We start from the raw sequence: 20,937 nt of genomic DNA, 5'->3' as shown, positions 1-20,937 counted from the left end.
CGGGCGGGGCGCAGTGCACCGGCGAGGTGATCCTGACCCCGTACAGCTCCAGACCGTCGCCGCGGTGGGTGGCGGTCAGCTGGCTTGCCAGCCCCAGGTCGTACAGCGCCGCGTAGAGGAAGTCGCCGGCGCGGTCGCCGGTGAACATCCGGCCCGTGCGGTTTCCACCGTGGGCGGCCGGTGCGAGCCCCACGATCGCCACCCCGGCGTCCGGCGGCCCGAACCCGGGCACCGGCCGCCCCCAGTACTCCCAGTCGGCGTAGGCCCGGCGCTTGGTGCGGGCGGCCTCCTCCCGCCACTGGACCAGCCGGGGGCAGGCACGGCAGTCGATGACCCGTGCGTCCAGCTCGGCGAGGGTTTCGGCGCCGGGGGCCTGACGGGCGGGGTAGGAGCGGTCGGGTTCGGAGGTGGTCATGTAGGGGGCTGGTGCCCCGTGTCCTTGCGCAGGAAACGCCGCAGCCGGGTGAGCGACCAGGTGTTGATGACATCGTCCGGGGTCAGCCAGCCCCGCTGGGCCATGCCCACCCCGTACCGCATGTTGTCCAGATCCCGGGTCGAGTGGGCGTCGCTGTCCAGGGCGAACACCACCCCGTGCGACTTGGCCCGCAGGATGTTCTCGTCCGACAGATCGAGCCGGTCCGGATGCGCGTTGATCTCCAGCGCGGTGCCGGTACGGGCGCAGGCGGCGAACACCTCGTCCAAGTCGGCGTCGATACCGGGCCGTTTGCCGATCAGCCGGGTGGTCGGATGGCCGATGACATGCACGTACGGGTTCTCGCAGGCCCTCACCAGCCGCCGGGTCATGGCCTTGCGGTCCAGGCCGAACTGGGTGTGCACCGAGGCCACGCACAGATCGAAGTCCTCGAGGAACTCGGGCGGCCAGTCCACGTCCCCGTCGACGTCGATGTTCAGCTCCACACCGTGCAGCAGCCGGGTGTCCCCGCGGCCGCGCCCCCGGTCGAGTGCGCGCACCCGCTCCCGCTGGGCCAGCATCTTCTCCTCGGTCATCTGCTGCATGTACAGCTTGGGCGCGTGATCGGTGATGGCGTAGTACGCGTAGCCGCGCCGCTCCGCCTTGGCGATCATGTCCTCCAGCGATTCCAGCCCGTCGGTGAGGTTGGTGTGGGTGTGCAGATCGCCCCGGAGGTCGGACTCCTCGACCAGCCGGGGGAGTTGACCTTCGAGGGCCGCCTTGATCTCGCCCCGGTCCTCGCGCAGCGTCGGCGGGATCCAGTCCATGCCGAGCCGGGCGTAGACGTCCTCCTCGCTCCGCGACGCGATCGTCTTGCCGCTTTTGGTCTCGAAGAGGCCGTACTCGGAGAGCTTGAGGCCATGGCGCACCGCGATCGCGCGGATGCGGATGTTGTGCGCCTTGGAGCCGGTGAAGTAGAGCAGTCCCGCGCCCCAGGAGTCCAGCGGCAGGACCCGCAGATCCACCTGGAGCCCCTTCGTGGTGCGGATCGAGGTCTTCTTCTGGCCGTGGGCGATCACCTCGGAGGTGAGCGGGAGCCGGGTGAACGCCTCCATGAACGGGCCGGATTCCTCCGCCGCCACCAGGATGTCCACATCCCCCACGGTCTCCCTCATCCGGCGCAGCGACCCGGCGTACGCACACCGCCGGCAGCCGGGCACCTTGGACAGGGCGGAGACGATGTCATCGGCCACGTCCATGGCCTCGTCGAGCGGTATGCGGTTGCCCGCGGCACGCATCAGCCCGATGCCGTGCAGGATGTTCTCCTCGGACTTCGGCCCGAAGCCCTTGAGGTCGCGCAGCTGGTGGTCCTCGATGGCCTGGGCCAGCTGGTCGATCGAGGAGATCTCCAGCTCCTCGTAGAGCATCATGGCCTTCTTCGGCCCGAGCGCCGGGATGGCGGTCAGCTCCCGCACCCCGGCCGGGATCGCGGCGCGCGCCTCCTCGACGGCGGGCATGGTCCCGGTGTGCAGATACTCGACCACCTTGTCGGCGATCGACCGGCCCACATTGGGGATGTCCCGCAGCGCCTTCGCGTCGAACTGCGAGATGTCGGCCGCGTGGCCGCCGATAGCCCTGGCGGCCTTCTCGTACGCACGCGCCCGGTACGCGTCCCCGCCCGTGATCAGGAGCAGATCGGCGTATTCGCGCAGGAGGGCTTCGACCTCCTCGTTGGAGCGAGCCATGACAGCGATTTTAGTCGGCTCTGGCGATCCCGGTGAGGTGGAGGGATCCTGGTGTCAGGAGCGAAACGGTGATCCGCGCGAGTCGGGTCGACCGGTTCGCCGTGTGTTTCCCCGGGTTTGGGGGAGGTCATGGACGTTGGATTCCTGAAGCCGTTGTTCGACCGTCCCGGTCCATGGGCGGGCGTGTACATGGACACTTCCCGCAGCACGGAGGACGCGCCCAGGCGTCGCAGGCTGCGGGAGCGCTTCGTGGCGGATCAGCTGACCGGCCAGGGCGCCGACCGCGCCACCTGTGACGCGGTGGTCGAGCGGCTGGCCGGTGAGCAATGGGCCAGGGCGTCCGCGGGGCGGGCGCTGTTCGCCACGGACGGCGAGGTGGTGCTCGACCTGCCGCTGGCCACGTCCCCGATCGATGTGGTCACGTCCTGGTCGATGCTGCCGCGGGTGGCGCCGCTGGCCGCGTTCCGCGGTGAGTGGCCGGCCTGTCTGGTGGCCTTCGTCGACCATGCGGGGGCCGATCTGGAGCTGCGGGATGACACCGGTGCCCGACCGGCGGGGCGCGCCGGGGGCCGGAGAGCGCATGGCCGGGGCCACCGGTCGGTGCCCGCCGACCGCTACGAGTGGCACTACCGCAACCGGGTCGGGAACACCTGGGAGCAGACCGCCGACCGCGTGGCCGACGAGCTGATGCGGCAGTGGACGGACACCGACGCCGACCTGCTGATCCTGGCCGGTGACCCGCGCGAGCGCCGGGCCGTACGCGACCGGCTGCCCGAGCCGCTGCGGGCCAAGACGGAGGAGACGCGTCACGGCAGCAGGGCCGCCGGCTGCTCCGAGCAGCTGAACGCGGAGATCGACCACGCCCGGGCGGAGTACGCCCGTGCCCATCTGGAGGCGGTCCTCGATCTCTTCCGCGCCGGGCGGGGCCGCCCCGGCGGACCGGCCCTGGGCGGACACGACGGCACCGGGCCGCCGAGCAGCGGGGCGGCGGAGGGCGTACCGGCGGTCGTGGAGGCCATGCGCAGCCACCAGGCGGCCACGCTGCTGCTGGGGCACGCGGGCGGCGATATGCGCCATGAGGTGTGGATCGGGCCGGACGCCGATCAAGTGGCCGTGCAGCGCTCCCAGGCGCGCGCCATGGGCGTCAGAACACCCGAGCCCGCCCGCGCGGACGACGCGCTGATGCGGTCCGCGACAGTGGCCGACACCGAGGTGCTGGTGGTGCCCGAGGGGATCCAGGGACCGGCCGGGGGCTTGGGCGCGGTGCTGCGCTGGCACGCCTGAACGAGGCGTGGGGACCACGCGCGGAGCGTCAGCGCTCCGCGCTGACCGTGCCGCCTATGCCCGCGGGCGCGGGCGTTAGCTAGCGGGGCGAGACCCGCGGCGACGCGCCTGTGCCACGCCTGGCGGCGCCGCGCTTTGCCACGCCGCGCTGACCGTGCCGCGCCGGTCTGGCCGTGCCGCGCTTCGCTCCGCCGCGTTGGCGCGTGTCCGGTCTGGCCGTGCCGCGCGTGGCCCGCGTCTGGCCGGTCTGGCCGTGCCGGGCGTGACCGGGCCGTCTATGCCTGCGGGCGCGGGCGTTAGCTAGCGGGGCGAGACCCGCGGCGACGCGCCTGTGCCACGCCTGGCGGCGCCGCGCTTCGCTCCGCCGCGTTGGCGCGTGTCCGGTCTGGCCGTGCCGAGCCTGGCCCGCGCTTGGCCGATCTGGCCGCGCCGGGTCTGGCCGTCTGGCCGCGTCGCGCCTGACCGCGCCGCGCCAGGCCGCGCCGCGTTGGCTGCTCCGCGCCTGGTCGGTCTGGCCGTGCCGACCTGACCGCGTCGCGCCAGGCCGCGCCGCGTTGGCTGCTCCGCGCCTGGTCGGTCTGGCCGTGCCGACCTGACCGCGTCGCGCCTGGCCGCGTCGCGTTGGCTGCTCCGCGTCTGGCCGCGTCGCGCCTGGCCGCGTCGCGCCTGGCCGCGCCGCGCTTCGCTCCGCCGCGTTGGCGCCTGGCCGGGCTGACCGCTCCGAGCCTGGCCCGCGCTTGGCTGGTCTGGCCGTGCCGGTCTGGCCGCGCCTCGTTGGCTGCTCCGCGCCTGGCCGGGCTGGCCACGCCGCGCTGACCATGTCGCGCGTATCCGGTCTGGCCGTGTCGACCGCGCCGCGCCGCGCCTGGCCGGGCCGACCGCGCCGCGCTGGCCGCGCCGCGCCGCGCGTGTCCGCGCGTCGCCGGGGCTCCGCGCCCCACCGTGCTATCCGCCGGAAGGGCATTCTCGGCGGGGCTGGTTGACATGGCTCGCTCAGCTCTCTACGGTCCGTTGGTTGTTAGGAAACCTACTTAACCAATGCTCTGCCTGCCCCTCAGGGAGACATCCGTGGTCCTCCGTCCGGCACCATTCCGGCGGCGGGCGCGAGCCCGCGTCCGACGCGTTCTGACCGCCTCGCTCGCCGTCGGCGGCCTGCTCCTCACCGTCTCCCTCACCACGGGCGCCGCGCCCCCGCGCGGCGGGCCGGCGGCGGGCGGCCCGACCCCGGTGACCCGGGTGGGCGCGGCCCCCGGCACCGCGACCCCGCTCGCGGGCTTCGCCACGCAGTCCTCGGCCAAGGTGTCCGACACCCCCGCGGCCATCTCCACCCCCGGCTACCCCGCGTCCGGCTGGCACCCGGTGGGGCCCCGGTCGACGGTCCTCGCCGGGCTGCTCGCGGCCGGTGCGTACCCGGATCCGTTCTACTCGACCAACCTCGACAAGATCCCCGCGGCAGACTTCACCGTCCCCTGGTGGTACCGCGGCGACTTCACCGTGGCCGACACCTCCCGCCGCACCTATCTGGATGTCAGCGGTGTGGTGTCCGCCGCCGATGTGTACGTCAACGGCGTCCAGGTGGCCACCAAGGACCGGATCGCCGGTGCGTACACCCAGCATGAGCTGGACGTCACCGACCTGGTCAGGGCGGGGACCAATACGGTGGCGTTCCGTGTCCAGCCCAACGATCCGCGCAAGAACCTCACGATGGGCTGGATCGACTGGCTGCAGCCCCCGCCCGACGAGAACATGGGCATCGTCCGCGATGTGCTGGTCCACCGTGGCGGCCCGGTGGCCCTGCGCGACGCGCATGTGACGACCCGGCTGGACACCGAATCGCTCGCCTCCGCCGAGCTCACCGTCAAGGCGCGAGTCCGTAACGACTCCGCCTCGTCGGTCACCGCCACGGTCTCCGGCACGGCCGGCCCCGCGGCCGTCAGCCGCACGGTGTCGCTCGCCCCGCACGAGACCAAGGCCGTCACCTTCACCCCCGCCGACTTCCCCCAGCTGCGCCTGGACCGGCCCAGGGTGTGGTGGCCCGCCGGGATGGGCGACCAGCCGCTGTACGACCTCGACCTCACCGCCACCGTCTCGGGCACCCCATCCGACACCGCCCACCACAGCTTCGGCATCCGCGACGTCAAGGCGCCACTGAACGCCGACGGTGCCCGCCAGTACCGCATCAACGGACGCCCGCTGCTGATCAAGGCGGGTGGCTGGTCACCCGATGTGTTTCTGCGCTGGGACGCACGCTCGGTGGAGGACCGGCTGAAGTACACCCTCGACCTGGGGCTGAACACCGTCCGCCTCGAAGGCCATATCGAGCCGGACGAGTTCTTCGACCTCGCCGACCGCTACGGCATCCTGACCCTCCCCGGCTGGGAGTGCTGCGACAAGTGGGAGGGCCAGGTCAACGGCGATGAGACGGGGGAGAAGTGGACCCCCGCCGACTACCCGGTCGCCAAGGACTCGATGGCCGCCGAGGCCGCACGGCTGCGCGACCATCCCAGTGTCATCTCCTTCCTCATCGGCAGCGACTTCGCGCCCGACGCCACCATCGAGAAGAACTACCTGGATGCCCTCGAGGCCGCCGACTGGCCGACCCCGGTGATCCCCGCCGCCTCCGCCAAGTCCTCGCCGCAGCTCGGGAAGTCCGGTATGAAGATGACCGGCCCCTACGACTGGGTCCCGCCGGACTACTGGTACGCCAAGCGGGAGGGCGGCGCCACCGGCTTCAACTCCGAGACCAGCGCCGGACCCGACATCCCCACCCTGGACACGCTCCGCCGCATGATGTCCCCGAGCGAGCTGGAGACCCTGTGGCGGGATCCGTCGGCCAAGCAGTACCACCGGTCCCCGTCCGCCACCTTCGGTGACCTCAAGCTGTTCGACAACGCGCTGATCGGCCGCTACGGAAAGCCGACCGGGCTGACGGACTACGTGCGCAAGGCCGGGCTGGCGCGGTACGAGGCGGTGCGCGCCCAGTTCGAGGCGTACGCGCGCAACTTCTCCGACACCTCCCGGCCCGCCACCGGTGTCGTCCACTGGATGCTCAACAGCGGCTGGACCTCGCTCCACTGGCAGCTCTTCGACCGCTATCTGGACCAGGGCGGGGCCTACTACGGCGCCAAGAAGGCCAATGAGCCGCTGCACATCCAGTACTCCTACGACTCCCGCTCGGTGGTCGTGGTCAACAGCGAGCACACCGCCGCCACCGGTCTCACCGCCCGGGTCGGCCTCTACACCCCCGACGGCACCCGGAAGTTCGACAAGAGCGCCACCGGCCTCCGGGTGCCGGGCGACGGTGGCAAGGCCACCGCGCTCACCGTCCCGGCCGATGTGAGCGGGCTGTCCGGCGCCTATCTGGTCAAGCTCCAGCTCACCGATGGCGCGGGCAAGGAGGTCAGCCGCAATGTGTACTGGCTCTCCACCGAGAAGGACGTGCTCGACTGGGACAACACCGACTGGTACTACACCCCCACCACCTCGTACGCGGATCTGACCGGGCTCGACGACATGGCCGAGGCGCCCGTGTCCGCCACCGCCACCACGACCGGCGGGCCGGACTCCACCGCCACCACGACCGTCACCCTGCGCAACACCGGGAGCGGGCGCACACCGGCACTGCTCGTGGACGCCCATCTGGTGAACGGCTCGGGCAAGCCGGTCCTGCCCGTTCGCTGGTCGGACAACGAGGTGAGCCTGTGGCCGGGCGAGTCGGTGACGCTCAGCGCCACCTATCGCACGGCGGACCTGGGCGGTTCGGCCCCCTCGGTCCGGATCTCGGGCTGGAACACCGCCACCCGCACCGTCCCGGCGGCCGCCAAGACCCGCTGACCGCCCACTCTTCTGAAATCGTGTCGAAAGGAATTTTTTCGGCGAGTCTGATACATGGAGCAAGTTCACACTTTTGTAGGCTTTCTCCAGCGCGTCGTTCCCTCGTGTCGGACAGTCACTGTCCGTACGCTCACGAAAGGGGCTCCATATGCACACCATGGAGGTTCGCCCGCCGGTACCCAGCCGTTCCAGCAGCAGATGGCGTCGATACGGTCGACTCGCCGCCGCCAACTTCGTCCGGGGTGCCTCGTATGCGTGCGGCACCGCGGCCATCGGTCTGATGGCGTGGTGGGTGCAGACCCGCTGACACACCCCACGCCACCCCGTCCCGAGCCGGAGCCCCTGACCCTGATCGTCCGCGGTCCGCCGCGACGGCCACGCACGGCCGTCGCGGCGGCCGGACTACGCCTGAGGATGCGGCTGCGAGCGGAAGCGGGGGAAGTGCATCCCCCGGTGCTCGGCGCGCGGGGCGCCGGGTCCGCCGAGACTGGTGCGCAGCTGGATGCCGTGCATGATCTCGATGATGCCCAGCGCGAGCAGCCAGATCCCGGCCACCACGGTGAGCGCCGTGATCGAGCCGAAGGGCGCCACGATCAGGATGATCCCGCCCAGGATGGTGAGCAGACCGAGGAACACCTGCCAGCCCCGGGCAGGCATGCCCTCACTGGAGATCGCCGTGGCGGTCTGCATCACGCCCCGGATCAGCCAGGCGAAGCCGATCCACAGCGCGAGCAGCAGGATCGACTGGGCCGGACCCCGGAAGCAGAGCAGTCCCAGCAGCACGCTCAGCCCTCCGGTGATGAAACTCAGCACCCGCAGATGTCCCGGGATATGAGCACCGAAGGCCCCGGCCAGTTGGAAGATCCCGCTGATCAGCAGATACGCGCCGAACAGGGCGCCGATCACCACCAGGGAGGGACCCGGCCACGCCAGCACCATGATACCGAGCGCGATCGCCACCAGACCCGCGGTCACCAGGACCTGCCAGGTGGTGTTGGACAGCATGTTCTGCATCGTGGCGTAGGGGTTGCCCGCATCGGAGGGCCGCTCTCCCGGCCGGCCGTAGGGTTCCTCTCTCGGCTGCCCGGCGCCATGCGGACTGTCGGAGGAGTAAGTCATGGTCGTCCACCTCCTCGGGGGACAAGATGGCCGTAGTCCACAGCTCCATCGTCCCTCCGTGCCGGTTCCAGCGCCTCGCGGGCGGTGGAACCGCATGGCAAGGTGGTGGATGAGGCCGTGTCCTGGTGCGCGTCATAGGGAGGCCGCATGGACGACCGGGAGTTCTTCCAGACGGTGGCGGACCGCACCCAGCTGTCACGGCAGGAGGCGGCGGATGTCACCCGCGCCACGCTCGAGACCCTGGCGGCCCGCCTGAGCGCGGGCGAGGCCCGCGATCTCGCCCAGGAGCTGCCCGGACACCTCCGGGAGTCCCTTCGGCGCGGGCCGGGGGAGATGGAGATCTTCGACCCCGAGGAGTCGGTCCGCCGGGTACACGAGCGCACCGGGCTGTCCGAGGCCGAGGCCGACCGGGGGGTCCGGGCGGTCCTCGCCACGCTCCGGGAGGCCGTCTCCGCCGAGGAGTACGGCCACGCCATGTCCCAGCTGGGCAGCGAGTTCGCGAGGATGGCGGAGTCCGCGCGCTGACCCGCCCACGGACACCGGGCTCATCCGGCCCGCCAGCCGCTCCACCGCCCGACGGCGATCTCCACGACCGGCCCGCGCGGCGGCCGGTCCCCGTACTGGGCCGGGTAGGTGTCCACGAGCAGCCGGATGTAGTCCGAGGACACCGCCGACTCGTCCGCCGGTGGCAGGACGCGGGCCGTGCCATCGGCGCGCGCCCACCACAGGTGGTCCCAGTTCTCGTCGTAGTCGTCCACCAGAAGGCATACGGCGGGGTGGGCGCGGATGTTGTCCAGGCGCTTGAGCCGTGTCGTCCGCTTCGGCTTGTGGTCGACGGCCGTCACCACCGTGTCGCCGGTCAGCGCGAAGACCACCGGCACCAGATGCGGGCGGTCCTCGGCGCCGACCGTGGCCAGCCGGGCCAGCCTGGCCCGTGCGAAGCGCTCCCGCGCCTGCGCGCTCGTCAGCTGCGGCATCGCGACCCCCGGCACCTCACTGGAACCGGGCGACGATCCGGGCCATCGAGTCCAGCCGTGCGATCGTCTCCGCCTCCGGCATCGTCGGCAGATAGAACAGCACCCGCTCCACACCGATGCGCTGATACCCCTCGGCCATCTCGGCGTCCTCGGGCATCGCGTACAGCGTCACCGGCACATCGCGGCCCGCCACCTCGCGCAGCCGCTCCATCTGCGGGCGCAGCTCCTCGGGGGATCCGCTGTTGGCCAGCCAGGCGTCGCCGAGGGCGGCGATCCGCCGGAACGCGGCGTCGCCGCCACCGCCCACATAGATCGGCGGATGCGGCCGCTGGACCGGCTTGGGCCACTGGTAGACGGGGTCGAAGTTCACGAACTCCCCGTGGAACTCGGCCTTCTCCTTCGTCCACAGCTCGCGGATGGCCCGCAGCCGCTCGTCCATCAGCCGGCCCCGGGTGGACGGATCGGTCCCGTGGTTCTCCATCTCCTCGCGGTTCCAGCCTGCGCCGACCCCGAAGACAGCCCGTCCGTCCGAGATCAGGTCGAGGGAGGCCACTTCGTTGGCGGTGGTGATCGGATCCCGCTGCACCACCAGGGCGATACCGGTCCCCAGCAGCAGACGCCGGGTGACCGTGGCGATCGCGGCCAGCGTCACGAACGGGTCCAGGGTGCGGTAGTAGATCTCCGGCAGCTCCTCGCCACCCGGATAGGGGGTACGGCGCTCCACCGGGATATGGCTGTGCTCCGCGATGAAGAGCGAGTCGAAACCTCGCTCCTCCAGGGCCCGCCCCAAGGGGGCGGGCCGGATGCCCTGGTCGGTGACGAACGTGGATACGCCGAACTTCACTGCGGCTCCTTGGGACGGTGCGTGGATGATCTACGGGAACCACATGGGTACCCGGCCGCGCGGAAACCGCAACGGTGCGCACGAGTGACACCGCCGGGTGGCGGGCGGGCCGGGTGGCGCGAGCCCTACGACCGGGGCTCGCGCGGACCGAGCAGGACGCCACGCCCCGCGTAGAACCGCCCGAGGTCGCTCCAGGGCACCTCGGCGAAGCGCTGGGAGCCGTCCGGGAAACCCGATGGATTGTGTACGAGGAGACGGTCCGGGGTGGCGCCGACGGCCAGCACCAGATGGCCGCCCCGGTGCGGCGGCCGCGGGTCCAGGGTGCGGAGGGAGGGGTGGACGGAGAGCATCGCGAGCCGCCCGGCCGCGAGCTGCCCCGGCAGCTCCTCGGCCGGCAGCCGGGGCCGGGACTCCGCGAACAGCTCCCAGCGCCGCCTGGCGTAGGCCGCGAACGGGGCGTAGATGAGCCCGTCCACCCGGTCCGGGTGGCGCACATACGCCCCCGCCTCGACACACTCCTCGGCGAGCGTCACCGCGGGCGGCGCGGTGCCGCGCCAGTGGTCGAGCGCCATGCGCAGACACGCCATCCCGCACAGCCGCCACGACCAGAACGCGTACTCCTCCGGGCTCGCCGCCCCGGACTTCTGCCACAGCGGATCGTCGGCCGCCGACAGGGTGCCCGCGATGATGTCGGGCACCAGGCCGGGCGACTCCCACTGGGCGTAGTAGGGCACGGGGTGGATGAGGGAAACCGGGGTCTCGGGCATGCGCGCCAGTCTTCCCGAACTCCGCCCGCCGCGCCCCTGCCTCCGCTCAGCCACCCGTGGCGAAGCCCGGGAAGAGGGTCATGCCACCGTCGACGTAGAGGGTGGTGCCCACCACGTAGTCGCATAGGTCGGAGGCCAGGACGACGGCGGCGTTGGCGATGTCCAGGGGGTCGCCGACGCGGCCGTACGGGATGAGCTCCAGGAGGGAGTCGCGCGCCTCGGGGGTCTGCCAGGCGCTGCGGTTGATCGGGGTCCTGATGGCGCCCGGTGCGATCGCGTTCACCCGGATTTTGTGGGGTGCGAACTCCTGGGCCAGGGTCTGCATCAGCATCGCCACGCCGCCCTTGGACGACGCGTAGTTCACATGGCCGGCCCAGGGGATGGTCTGGTGCACCGAGCTCATGCAGATGACTTTCCCGGCCGCCCGCGACACCTCCGGTACCACGCCGCGGCGCAGGAACTCCTTGATGGCCTCCCGGGCGCACAGGAACTGGCCGGTGAGGTTGACGGAGATGACCTTCTCCCACTGCTCGAGCGTCATCTCGGTCGTGGGCGCGTCCCGCTGGAGCCCCGCGTTGGCGACGAGGATGTCGATGGTGCCCAGGCGGTCGACCATGGTGGACACCATGTCGACGACCTGGTCCTCCTGGGACACATCCGCCTGATGGGCGTAGGCGCGCACACCGTGGCTCTCGATCTCGGCGACGACGGCCTCGGCGGCCGGCCGGTCGCTGACGTAGTTGACCACCACATCGGCGCCGGAGCGCCCCAGGGCGATCGCGGTGGCCTTTCCGATCCCCGAGTTCGCCCCGGTCACCAGCGCCCTCTGTCCCTTGAGGAGTTCCGGGGCATGCACCGGAGGAGGACGATCGGGATTGCTGTTCACTGGCTCGGTCTCCTTCGTCGGTCGGTCACCCGCCACCCCGACCCTCGCAGCCCGCCGGGGGATCCGTAGCCCCCCACGGCGCCACGGTCACCCGCTAAGGCGACGCACATCGTTCCAGCGGCGCAACGTGGCGACCGGCTCAGTTGGCCTCGGCCAGCGCCTGCGCGCGCAGGGTGGAGCAGGTGCGGTTGATGAGCCGTGAGACGTGCATCTGGGAGATGCCCAGGTGCTCGGCGATCCGGCTCTGTGTCATATCGCAGAAGAAGCGCATGTAAAGGATCTGCCGCTCCCGGTCCGGGAGCCGGCTGAGACCGGGGCGCACGGCCTCGCGGTCCACCACCCGATCGTACGCGGGTTCCTGGGCGCCGAGCGTGTCGGCCAGCGAGTAGCCGTCGTCGGCGCCGGTCAGCTGGGCGTCCAGGGAGAGCGGGGTGAAGCTGCCCATGGCCTCCATGCCGGCCCGCACCTCCTTCTCGCTCAGCCCGGTGCGCTCGGCGATCTCCTGGGCCCGCGGCGGCCGGTCGTCCACCCCGTGGGACAGCTCGCGGTGGGCGGCCCGCACCCGGTTGCGCAGGTCCTGGACCCGGCGGGGGACGTGCAGCACCCACAGGTGGTCCCGGAAGTGGCGCTTGATCTCGCCGACGATGGTGGGCACCGCGAACCCGGCGAAGGCGGTGCCGTGTTCCGGGTCGTACCGCTTGACGGCCTTCACCAGGCCGAGCGCGGCCACTTGCTGCAGATCCTCCAGGGATTCGCCGCGGTTGCGGTACTGCCGGGCCAGCCGTTCGGCCATCGGCATCCACGCCTCCACGACGCGACGGCGCAGCGCCTCCTTCTCCGGCCCGTCGGGGAGCCGGGCCAATTCCGCGAACTCGGCGCTGGTGTCCGGCGCGTCGTCATGCGGGTGCTTCGTGGGGCCGGTCTTGGGCTGTGTCATGTCCTGCGTCGCGGTCGTCACGGAAACACACCTCCTGCGATGGGCTGACGGGTCACCTGGGACCGGGGGTGCATCGCGGGAGGTTCACGGGGACGTGCTGACCGGCGCGCCGCCGCGGTCTGGAGCGTCGCAGACTGCTCCCGCGGTGCGTGCCTACGGTCCGAAGCACGAATATCCGCCTGCCCTGGGCCTCCAGGGGCAAACAAAGTTCCTCCGGGCCGGTTGACCACGTGGCACACCGGTGCGAACGCCCGGTCCGAGTGTCCGCCGTAGGGGCCGGGCTCAGCCCAGCAGGGCGGCCACCGTCATCAGCACCGGCGGCGCGAGCAGCGTGGACAGCAGGATCGACTCACGGGCCAGGACGGTGGCGGTCTGATACCGGGAGGCGTAGGTGAACAGATTCTGAGCCGCCGGTAGCGCGGAGGTGACGACGGCGGCGAACAGCGCCGGGCCGCTCAGCTGGAACACACCCGCCGCGATGGCCCACGCCACCACCGGCTGGGCGAAGGACTTCAGCGCCACCGACAGCAGCACCGGCCCCCGCTCCTCGCCGCGCCCGGGGAGCTGACTGCCCGGCAGCGAGATCCCGAAGGCCAGCAGTACGGCGGGCACGGCCATGCCGCCCAGCAGCGAGAGCGGTTCCACGACGGGCCCGGGGACCCGCCAGCCCGTGGCGGACACCAGGACACCGGACAGCGAGCCGATCACGATGGGGTTCCGGAACGGGCTGGTCAGCCTGCGGATCAGCGAGGGGCGCGTATCGGGGCGGGAGAGGTCGATGACCGTCAGGGCGATCGGGGTCATGACGAGTTGCTGGAAGAGCAGCACCGGGGCGATCAGGCTCGCGTCGCCCAGGACGTACATCGCGATGGGGATGCCGAGGTTGCCCGCGTTCACATAGCTCGCGCACAGCGCGCCGATCGTGGTCCGGCCGACGCTCCACCGCCGTACCGCGCCGACGGCCACGAACGTGCCCGCGACCACGAAGGTGCTCAGGGCCGTCACCAGCAGTGGTGTGGACACGACGACGGAGAGGTCGGCCTTGGAGAGCGTGGTGAACAGCAGCGCGGGGGAGGCCACATCGAAGGAGAGCTTGGTGAGCACCTCGCGGCCGTGGACGCCCAAGGAGCGGCGGCGTCCGATGACATAGCCGGTGACGATGATGGTCGCGATGACACCGAAGCCGGTGATCACACCGCCCACTGTGCCTCCGCCCCACCGTGGCCGGAGCCGGCCGCGCGGGGTGCCGCGGGGTCTCGTCCGCTCGTCGTGGTGGTCGAGGGCCAGGGCGCGGCGGTCATCAAGGGCGTCTTCCGGGTGCGTAGGGTCAGCATGCACCCTACAAGTAATTCGGCGGCCGCGCTGTGATGTCGCTGACGAGCGGGGGTATCCGGGCTCAGGTGATGGTGAGGGTGCGGCCCCGCCCGGCAAGCGAGCTGTTGCCCGCGAAGACCCGGATCTCGCCCTTCTGCAGCAGGAACCGGCCATGCGGATCCTGGGTCCAGAAGCCCAGCTCCTCGGCGCTCAGCCGGAACCGGACCGTGGTGGCCTTTCCGGGGCCGAGGCTGACCCGGCGGAAGCCACTGAGCCTGCGCACCGGTTGCACGATGCTCGCCACCGGATCGCGGATGTACAGCTGCACCACCTCATCGCCCTTGCGGCGCCCGGTGTTGCGCACCGCCACCGCGACTTCGACGGTGTCGCCCTTGCGCAGCGCCTCGGCCCGGATGCGGCTGACGCTGAGCCGGGGTTCGCCGATGTCGAAGGTGGTGTAGCTGAGGCCGTGGCCGAAGGGGAACTGGGGTCCGTAGGCCAGGTCGAGGTACTTGGAGGTGTAGTGGTTCGCCCGGTCGTAGGGGCGTCCGGTGTTCTCGTGGTTGTAGTAGACGGGGATCTGCCCGACCGTGCGCGGAAAGGTCACGGGCAGCTTGCCACCGGGGTTCACGGTGCCGAAGAGCACATCCGCGATGGCGTTGCCGCCCTCGATCCCCGGATGCCACGCCTGCAGCACGGCGGGTGTGCGGTCCAGCCAGCCCTCCATCGTCAGCGGACGTCCGCTGAGCAGCACCACCACGAACGGCGCGCCGGTGTCCGCGATCGCGGAGATCAGCCGCTCCTGCCGGCCCGGCAGGCCGAGGTCGCTGCGCACGGACGCCTCCCCGCTGAGCGTCGCCGCCTCCCCGGCCACCACCACGGTCACATCGGTCGCCCTCGCCGCCGAGGCCGCCCGTGCGATGCCCCGGGTGTTCCGGCCGGACGCGTCCACGCCCTCGACATGGCTGATCCGGGCCCTCGGCGCCGCGTCCTTCACCGCGTCCAGCACGGTGACCGGGCGGAACTTCTCGGCCCAGGATCCGGCCCAGGAGCCGCGCAGATCGGTGGAGTCGGCGAAGGGGCCGACGACGGCGATGGAGCCCGATCTGTCCAGCGGGAGCGTGGACTTCTCGTTCTTGAGCAGCACCATGGTGCGCCCGGCCGCCTCGCGGGCCGCCGCCCGGGACGCCTTCGTGGGCCCGGCGATCGCCGTGTCCTCGTCCGCGTAGGGGTGCTCGAAGAGCCCGAGCCGGAACTTCAGCCGCAGGATGCGGGCCACCGCGTCGTCCAGCCGCTCGGTGGTGATCTCACCCCTGCGCAGCAGCCGCTTGCCGTACTCGTTGATGGTGGTGCTGGCCATCTCCATGTCGATCCCGGCGTTGAAGGCCAGCCGGGCGGCGTCGGAGCGGTCGGCGGCATAGCCGTGGACGATCATTTCCTGAACGCCGTTGTAGTCGCTGACGACGAAGCCGCCGAAGTCCCACTCCTCCTTGAGGATCTCGGTCAGCGCATGCCGGTAGCCGTGGGCGGGGACCCCGCTGACGGTGTTGAAGCTCGCCATGACGGTGGCCACCCCGGCGTCCAGGGCCGCCCGGAACGGGGGGAGGTAGAAGTTGCGCAGCCGGGCCTCGGAGACGTCCACCGTGTTGTAGTCGCGGCCGCCCTCGACGCCCCCGTAGGCGATCATGTGCTTGGCGCAGGCCGCGAGGTGGCGCCGGGAGCGCAGGTCGTCGCCCTGGTAGGCGCGGGTCTTGGCGGCCGCGAGCCGGGCCGCCAGATACGGGTCCTCGCCGTCGCCCTCGGCGATCCGCCCCCAGCGCGGTTCATGGGTGACGTCCATCATCGGTGAGAACGCCCAGTGCACCCCGTTGGAGCGGGCCTCCCGCGCCGACACCTCCGCGTCCCACTCGGCCACCGCGGGATCGAAGGCGGCGGCCTGGGCGAGGGGGATGGGGAAGGTGGTCCACATGCCATGGATGACATCGAGCCCGAAGACCAGCGGAATGCCCAGCCGGGACTCCTCGACGGCCATCCGCTGGAGTGTGTTGGTGGTACGGGCCCCGTAGATGTTGAGCACGGAGCCGAGCCTGCCCCTGCGGGCCGCCTTCTCCGCGGCGGCGGTCTGCCCGCCACCGGGCCCGGTGGCGCCGGTCCAGGCGAGCTGCTGGAGCTGGCCGAGCTTCTCGTCGATGGACATCCGCGCCATCAGCGCCTGGATCCTGGTCTCGTACGGGCCGGGCTCCCCCGGCCGGGCCTGGCCGGCGGAAGGCGCCGGCGGGGCCTGGGCACGGGCGGCCGCGGCCTTGCCCGCGACGGCCGTCCCCCCGGCCGCGGCGAGCACCGTACGTCTGCGCACATCGTTCATGGTCTTCGTCCTGGTCTTCGGCGATCGGTTCTCCCCGAGCCCGGTTTCCTCAAGACCATGCCGGTCACGACCCGCGCGGTACGTGGGCCGCCACTTGGGTCTTCTGCCAACGTACGACAGGATCGGCGTCCGGGCCCCCGGTACACCGGGCGCCGCGGCCTGTGGCGCCCCGCCGTCCGTGCGGTTCCGGGCGGGACGCCGGAGGGCGATAATGAGGTCAGCGGTCAACCGTCGACCACTGCCGCCCTCGCCGAGCTGTATGTTCGTCGCGGCGGGCGCCTCGGCGGTGCTCTATCCACTGACCTGCCGGCTGCGGCCGCTGTGGACGCGGAACGCCCCGCCACGGCCGAGCCCCAGGCGGAGAAGGCGGCGTCGGTGGCGGGCTCCTGACGCCGCGTCAATGAACTGGGGCGGGCGGTGTCGCGAACGGCGATGCCGCCCGCCCTTCGGCGCCCGCCGCTGCCCCCTTCTCCGCTATCGCCTCCGGCGGGAGGGCGCGGGGCGCTCGGTGGGGGCGGGGTCGATACAGCGCGACTGGGCGTGTTCGTACACCATCGTGCTCTGCACATCCGCCACCTCACGGCGCTCGGTGAGGCGGTCGATGACGAACGCGTACAACCCATTGGTGTCCGGCACCGCCACATGGATGAGGAAGTCATGGGCGCCGGAGGTGACGAACAGCCCGATGGTCTCCGGCAGCTGGGCGGCCCATTCCCGGAACCCTTCGATGACCGGCCGGGACGGCGGGCGGATCCGCACCGAGATCAGCGCCTGCACGGGGCGGCCGACCGCATCCAGGTCGACGGCGGCGTGATAGCCGCTGATGATGCCGCGCTCCCGCAGCGCCCGGACCCGCTCCAGCGAGGTCGACGGCGAGACCCCCGTGCGCAGGGCCAGCTCGCGGTTGGTCTGGCGTGCATCGTTCTGCAACTCCCGCAGAAGAGCACGGTCGAGTGCATCAAGTTCCACGAAAGCGCTCCCTTGCCTGAGGAAATTCGGCGAGCCGTGCCACGGCTCGGATGGATGGGTACCGTCCACCACATTAGCCATCGACAAGGAGTAGTGCTCGTGTCCGTTCCCCAGCTGTCCGACGAGGACGTACGCACCGATCAGTCCACCCGGCAGGCGAAGCTCAAGTGGGTGATCGTCGTGGCCGAGGAGCTGCCCGCGGGCCGGGCGGTGAACGCCGCCGTCTGCATGGCCGCCGCCGTCGGCCGGGCGATGCCGGAGCTGCTGGGGCCGGACGGCAGGGACGGCTCCGGCGCCGGCCACCCGGGGCTGCCGTGGGCCGGCTGCTCGATCCTGGCGGCCGGCCCACAGGCGCTGCGCGAGCTGCGGGCCAAGGCCGCCGAGAAGGACGATCTGTTCCTCGTCGACATGCCCGGGCAGGCCCAGACCTCACGGGTCTACGACGAGTACCTCGACAGCCTGGCCGGCACCAAGACCGAGGATCTCGACTACCTCGCGGTCAGCCTCGTCGGCCCGCGGAACAAGGTGAGCAGGCTCATCGGGAAGCTCCCCCTGCTGCGCTGACCTCCGCGCCGCCCGTCGTGGCCGGATCGCCCAGGGCGTAGGGGGCGAGGATGTCGGCGATGGCCTGGTTGCGCGGGGTGGCGACCCCCAGTTCGGCGCCGAGTTCGGCCACTGCGCCGCTGAGCCAGCTCAGTTCCAGGCGGTTGCCGCGCAGGAGGTCGTTGTGCATCGAGGACGTCATGGTGGCGGGCAGCGTGTCACAGAAGGCGAGCCGGTCGTCGGCGAAACCGGGGTCCAGGTCCACCCCCTTGGCCCGCCCCACGGCGACCACCTCGTGCATCACATCACGCAGCAGATCCCGCGACCCGGGATTCCCGCGGACCACTCCGATCGGCTGCCGCACCGCCGAGGTCGTCCCGGAAAGGCCCACCAGGAAGACGAACTTCTCCCAGATGGTGCGCTCGATGTCCCCGCTGATCTCGGCGTCGACACCGGCCGCGAGACAGCGGTCGAGGAAGTGGCGGGCGCGCGGGGACTCCTTGCGGTCGTACTCCCCGAACACCAGCCGCTGCAGCGTGCCGTTGTGCACCACCACCCCGGGCTCCTCGATGAACGCCGAGATGTAGCCGACTCCGCCGAGGACCGACCCCGCAGGCAGATGGCGCCGCAGCTCCGTATCCTTCTGGACCCCGTTCTGGAACGACACGACGGCGGCGCCGCTCTCGGCGAGGGGCGCCAGCTGCCGGGCGACGTCCTCGGTGTCCCACAGCTTCACCGCCACCATGACGAGGTCCGGGGTCTCGAGGTCGGAGACCGTCGGCACGACCGCCTCGGACGGGACCCGCAGATCCCCCAGCGGGCTGCGCACCGTCAGGCCCTTCTCCCGGATCGCCGCGAGATGGCGGCCCCGGGCCACGAAGCTGACCTCGTCCCCCGCCGCGGCGAGCCGCGCGCCGAAGTATCCGCCGACGCCACCCGCGCCGATGATCGCGATCCGCATGATGTCCCCTCGTTCTCAGACGCTTAGTAACCCTTCAGACAGTTACTATATTCACATGGATTCCTCGACGGAGCAGGTCCCGCGGCCGCGGGTCACCGCTCGGCTGCGGGCACTGCGCTTCGACGCCGGCAGCCTCGCCCTGAACTTCGTCGCCTCCCTCGGGCGGCGCGGCAGCACCCCGATCGAGCGCCTCGGCACCCTCGACCGGCTGCGGGAGTGGTGCGACGGCGTCGGGTTGCGGCTCCACGACGAGGCCGTCACCGAGGAGCTCCTCACCGAGCTGCGGACGCTGCGCGAGGCGGCGTACGACGTGGTGGCGGCGGTCGTCCACGGCCGGGCCCCGGCCGCCGCGTCCGTCGCGCTGCTCAACGACCGGGCGCGCCCCGCCCCGCCGCAGCCGGTGCTGAGGGCCACCGGCACCGGGGCCGAGGTGGACGGCGCCGATCGTCCGCTGACCGGGCGGGAGCTGCAGTCGATCGTCGTCCGCGACCTCATAGCGGTGCTCGGCGACCCGGAGCGGCGCGGGGCGCTGCGGGCGTGCGACTCCTCGCTGTGCACCATGATCTACCTCGACCCCACACCGGGCAGAAGGCGCCGGTGGTGCTCCATGCGGCTGTGCGGCAACAGCGCCAAGGCCGCGAAACACCGGCAGCGGCAGGCGTCCGCCGCACCGGCCGGCTCCTGACGCCCCGGCGTGTCGACCGGGGACTGAAGCCCGGCACCCCGGCCGGGTCGTGAACCCCGGCGCCCCCGGGGACGCTGTTTCCGGTGGGCCGCCCCCGGGCACCCGAGGTGGCCGGAGGGTTGCCGATGGCCGAAGAGAGCGACACCGACCCCGCACCGAAAGCACGACACCCGGGCCGGGCCTGCGGTTCCGGGGGAGCGGTGGCCGCCGTCGCGCTGACCGTGGCGACCGGGGCGATGGACGCGATCAGTTTTCTGGCCCTGGGCGGCGTCTTCACCAGCGTCATGACCGCCAATCTCTCCCTGCTCGGCATGTCCACCGCGTCCCTGGACGCCGCCCTCGCCCGGGACTCCGCGGTCGCCATGGGCGGATACATCGTGGGCGCGCTGGTCAGCGGCCGGATCGTCCGCGGCCCCCGGCCGGCCCTGCGGGCCCGGTGCGCGCTCACGGTGGAACTGCTCGTGCTCGGCGGGCTCTGGGCGGTGTGGGCGTCCGCCGACGGCCACCCCGCCGGTGGCCTGCAGCTCGGGCTGCTGGCGGCGGCCGCGTTCGCCATGGGAGGCCAGAGCGGTCTGGTGCGGGCCGTCGGGCCGCCCGGCTTCTCCACCACGTATCTCACCGGCACCCTGACCGGGGTGCTGGTCGACGCGGTACGCAGCGGAACGGTGCGCCGGCTCAGCATCGCGCTGCTGGGGGGCCTGGTGGTGGGCGCCGCGGCGGGCGGGCTGCTGGTGGCCCATGCCGCGCGGGCCGCGCCCGCCCTGCCGACCGGGCTGGTCGGCCTCGTTCTGCTGGCGTCCCTGACCTCCCTGGCCCGGGATGCCCAGGGCCATCTCTGGCCCCACGCCGAGTAGCCCGCCTCAAGCCCGCCCGCCCCGGGGCGGGTTGACCGGTGATTCACTCTTCCAGCGGAGCGTCATCCGATGTCAGACTCGGGCCGTGACCGACTTTGACATGCTTGTGATCGGGTCCGGGCCGGGTGGCCAGAAGGCTGCCATCGCCGCCGCGAAACTCGGTCGCCGGGTAGCCGTCGTCGACCGTAAGGAGATGGTGGGCGGGGTCTCCCTGCATACCGGAACCGTTCCGTCCAAGACCCTGCGCGAGGCGGTGCTCTATCTCACCGGACTGACCCAGCGGGATCTCTACGGCCAGAGCTACCGGCTCAAGGAGGAGATCACCGTCGCCGACCTGACGGCCCGCACCCAGCATGTGGTCGGCCGTGAGGTTGATGTCGTCCGCAACCAGCTGTCCCGCAACCGGGTCGCGATGTTCCCCGGCACCGGCCGGTTCGTGGA

General features: G+C 71.7%; 19 protein-coding genes. 7 read left to right on the top strand and 12 right to left on the bottom strand.

Features of this window, described 5'->3' with window-relative positions; all coding sequences use genetic code 11:
- On the bottom strand, positions 1-415 hold a 415-nt coding region (locus tag GWI24_RS19395; protein WP_281790227.1), incomplete at its 3' end, for a uracil-DNA glycosylase family protein.
- Positions 412-2,157 carry a DNA polymerase/3'-5' exonuclease PolX gene (polX, locus tag GWI24_RS19390; protein WP_210947188.1) on the bottom strand — a complete coding sequence of 582 codons (1,746 nt, stop codon included), beginning with the start codon at positions 2,155-2,157 and terminating at the stop codon, positions 412-414. The genes polX and GWI24_RS19395, both read right to left, overlap by 4 nt.
- A gap of 129 nt (positions 2,158-2,286) precedes the next feature.
- On the opposite strand from polX, the gene GWI24_RS19385 reads away from it, so the two are divergent.
- Positions 2,287-3,441: a hypothetical protein gene (locus tag GWI24_RS19385; RefSeq protein WP_210947187.1), complete on the top strand. Its 1,155-nt coding sequence runs from the start codon at positions 2,287-2,289 to the stop codon at positions 3,439-3,441.
- Positions 3,442-4,509: 1,068 nt separating this feature from the next.
- Positions 4,510-7,275, top strand: a complete 2,766-nt coding sequence (locus GWI24_RS19380; protein WP_210947186.1) for an exo-beta-D-glucosaminidase — start codon at positions 4,510-4,512, stop codon at positions 7,273-7,275.
- A gap of 402 nt (positions 7,276-7,677) precedes the next feature.
- Here GWI24_RS19380 and GWI24_RS19375 read toward each other — a convergent pair whose 3' ends face one another.
- The gene (locus GWI24_RS19375) at positions 7,678-8,394 is read right to left on the bottom strand and encodes an HdeD family acid-resistance protein (RefSeq protein ID WP_210947185.1); all 717 of its coding nucleotides are present in this window, start codon (positions 8,392-8,394) and stop codon (positions 7,678-7,680) included.
- Between the two features lie 147 nt (positions 8,395-8,541).
- Here GWI24_RS19375 and GWI24_RS19370 point away from each other — a divergent pair, with 147 nt between their 5' ends.
- On the top strand, positions 8,542-8,919 hold the full coding sequence (locus GWI24_RS19370; protein WP_210947184.1) for a DUF2267 domain-containing protein: 378 nt from the start codon (positions 8,542-8,544) through the stop codon (positions 8,917-8,919).
- 20 nt (positions 8,920-8,939) lie between these two features.
- Here the strand turns inward: GWI24_RS19370 and GWI24_RS19365 are convergent, their stop codons facing one another.
- The 8 genes from GWI24_RS19365 to GWI24_RS19330 all read right to left on the bottom strand — a co-directional run bounded on the left by GWI24_RS19365 (position 8,940) and on the right by GWI24_RS19330 (position 17,453).
- Positions 8,940-9,371: a TIGR03668 family PPOX class F420-dependent oxidoreductase gene (locus tag GWI24_RS19365; protein WP_210947183.1), complete on the bottom strand. Its 432-nt coding sequence runs from the start codon at positions 9,369-9,371 to the stop codon at positions 8,940-8,942.
- Between the two features lie 16 nt (positions 9,372-9,387).
- Positions 9,388-10,215, bottom strand: coding sequence for an LLM class F420-dependent oxidoreductase (locus GWI24_RS19360; protein ID WP_210947182.1), 828 nt, complete (start codon positions 10,213-10,215; stop codon positions 9,388-9,390).
- A 125-nt stretch (positions 10,216-10,340) separates the two neighbouring features.
- On the bottom strand, positions 10,341-10,982 hold the full coding sequence (locus GWI24_RS19355) for a C39 family peptidase (RefSeq protein WP_210947181.1): 642 nt from the start codon (positions 10,980-10,982) through the stop codon (positions 10,341-10,343).
- 46 nt (positions 10,983-11,028) lie between these two features.
- Positions 11,029-11,868 (bottom strand): SDR family oxidoreductase, encoded by an 840-nt coding sequence (locus GWI24_RS19350; protein ID WP_210947180.1) that lies wholly within the window; start codon positions 11,866-11,868, stop codon positions 11,029-11,031.
- A gap of 139 nt (positions 11,869-12,007) precedes the next feature.
- Positions 12,008-12,805 (bottom strand): SigB/SigF/SigG family RNA polymerase sigma factor, encoded by a 798-nt coding sequence (locus GWI24_RS19345; RefSeq protein ID WP_210947189.1) that lies wholly within the window; start codon positions 12,803-12,805, stop codon positions 12,008-12,010.
- A 282-nt stretch (positions 12,806-13,087) separates the two neighbouring features.
- The gene (locus GWI24_RS19340; RefSeq protein ID WP_210947179.1) at positions 13,088-14,008 is read right to left on the bottom strand and encodes an AEC family transporter; all 921 of its coding nucleotides are present in this window, start codon (positions 14,006-14,008) and stop codon (positions 13,088-13,090) included.
- A 193-nt stretch (positions 14,009-14,201) separates the two neighbouring features.
- The gene (locus GWI24_RS19335) at positions 14,202-16,484 is read right to left on the bottom strand and encodes a glycoside hydrolase family 3 N-terminal domain-containing protein (protein ID WP_210947178.1); all 2,283 of its coding nucleotides are present in this window, start codon (positions 16,482-16,484) and stop codon (positions 14,202-14,204) included.
- 474 nt (positions 16,485-16,958) lie between these two features.
- Positions 16,959-17,453: an Lrp/AsnC family transcriptional regulator gene (locus tag GWI24_RS19330; protein WP_210947177.1), complete on the bottom strand. Its 495-nt coding sequence runs from the start codon at positions 17,451-17,453 to the stop codon at positions 16,959-16,961.
- A gap of 99 nt (positions 17,454-17,552) precedes the next feature.
- Between GWI24_RS19330 and GWI24_RS19325 the strand changes: the two genes are divergently transcribed.
- Entirely contained in the window at positions 17,553-18,017 is a 465-nt protein-coding gene (locus tag GWI24_RS19325) for a DUF2000 domain-containing protein (RefSeq protein ID WP_210947176.1), read from the top strand.
- On the opposite strand, the gene GWI24_RS19320 is transcribed toward GWI24_RS19325, so the two are convergent.
- Entirely contained in the window at positions 17,989-18,957 is a 969-nt protein-coding gene (locus GWI24_RS19320) for a ketopantoate reductase family protein (protein ID WP_210947175.1), read from the bottom strand. The genes GWI24_RS19325 and GWI24_RS19320 overlap by 29 nt on opposite strands.
- A gap of 55 nt (positions 18,958-19,012) precedes the next feature.
- Here GWI24_RS19320 and GWI24_RS19315 point away from each other — a divergent pair, with 55 nt between their 5' ends.
- From GWI24_RS19315 to GWI24_RS19305, 3 genes are all read left to right on the top strand, one after another.
- Positions 19,013-19,642, top strand: a complete 630-nt coding sequence (locus GWI24_RS19315) for an ABATE domain-containing protein (protein ID WP_210947174.1) — start codon at positions 19,013-19,015, stop codon at positions 19,640-19,642.
- 125 nt (positions 19,643-19,767) lie between these two features.
- Entirely contained in the window at positions 19,768-20,496 is a 729-nt protein-coding gene (locus tag GWI24_RS19310) for a YoaK family protein (protein WP_210947173.1), read from the top strand.
- A gap of 85 nt (positions 20,497-20,581) precedes the next feature.
- On the top strand, positions 20,582-20,937 hold a 356-nt coding region (locus GWI24_RS19305), incomplete at its 3' end, for an FAD-dependent oxidoreductase (protein WP_210947172.1).

It is taken from the genome of Streptomyces sp. MK37H, assembly GCF_018035285.1.
GTDB lineage: Bacteria > Actinomycetota > Actinomycetes > Streptomycetales > Streptomycetaceae > Streptomyces > Streptomyces endocoffeicus.
This window is presented reverse-complemented; position numbering and strand designations above follow the sequence as displayed.

Bases quoted from the DNA above. Each gene is read 5' to 3' on its own strand.
- GWI24_RS19335 (WP_210947178.1), bottom strand. From the start codon at position 16,484: ATGAACGATGTGCGCAGACGTACGGTGCTCGCCGCGGCCGGGGGGACG.
- GWI24_RS19310 (WP_210947173.1), top strand. From the start codon at position 19,768: ATGGCCGAAGAGAGCGACACCGACCCCGCACCGAAAGCACGACACCCG.
- GWI24_RS19315 (WP_210947174.1), top strand. From the start codon at position 19,013: ATGGATTCCTCGACGGAGCAGGTCCCGCGGCCGCGGGTCACCGCTCGG.
- GWI24_RS19365 (WP_210947183.1), bottom strand. From the start codon at position 9,371: ATGCCGCAGCTGACGAGCGCGCAGGCGCGGGAGCGCTTCGCACGGGCC.
- GWI24_RS19375 (WP_210947185.1), bottom strand. From the start codon at position 8,394: ATGACTTACTCCTCCGACAGTCCGCATGGCGCCGGGCAGCCGAGAGAG.
- GWI24_RS19355 (WP_210947181.1), bottom strand. From the start codon at position 10,982: ATGCCCGAGACCCCGGTTTCCCTCATCCACCCCGTGCCCTACTACGCC.
- GWI24_RS19345 (WP_210947189.1), bottom strand. From the start codon at position 12,805: ATGACACAGCCCAAGACCGGCCCCACGAAGCACCCGCATGACGACGCG.
- polX (WP_210947188.1), bottom strand. From the start codon at position 2,157: ATGGCTCGCTCCAACGAGGAGGTCGAAGCCCTCCTGCGCGAATACGCC.
- GWI24_RS19320 (WP_210947175.1), bottom strand. From the start codon at position 18,957: ATGCGGATCGCGATCATCGGCGCGGGTGGCGTCGGCGGATACTTCGGC.
- GWI24_RS19370 (WP_210947184.1), top strand. From the start codon at position 8,542: ATGGACGACCGGGAGTTCTTCCAGACGGTGGCGGACCGCACCCAGCTG.
- GWI24_RS19385 (WP_210947187.1), top strand. From the start codon at position 2,287: ATGGACGTTGGATTCCTGAAGCCGTTGTTCGACCGTCCCGGTCCATGG.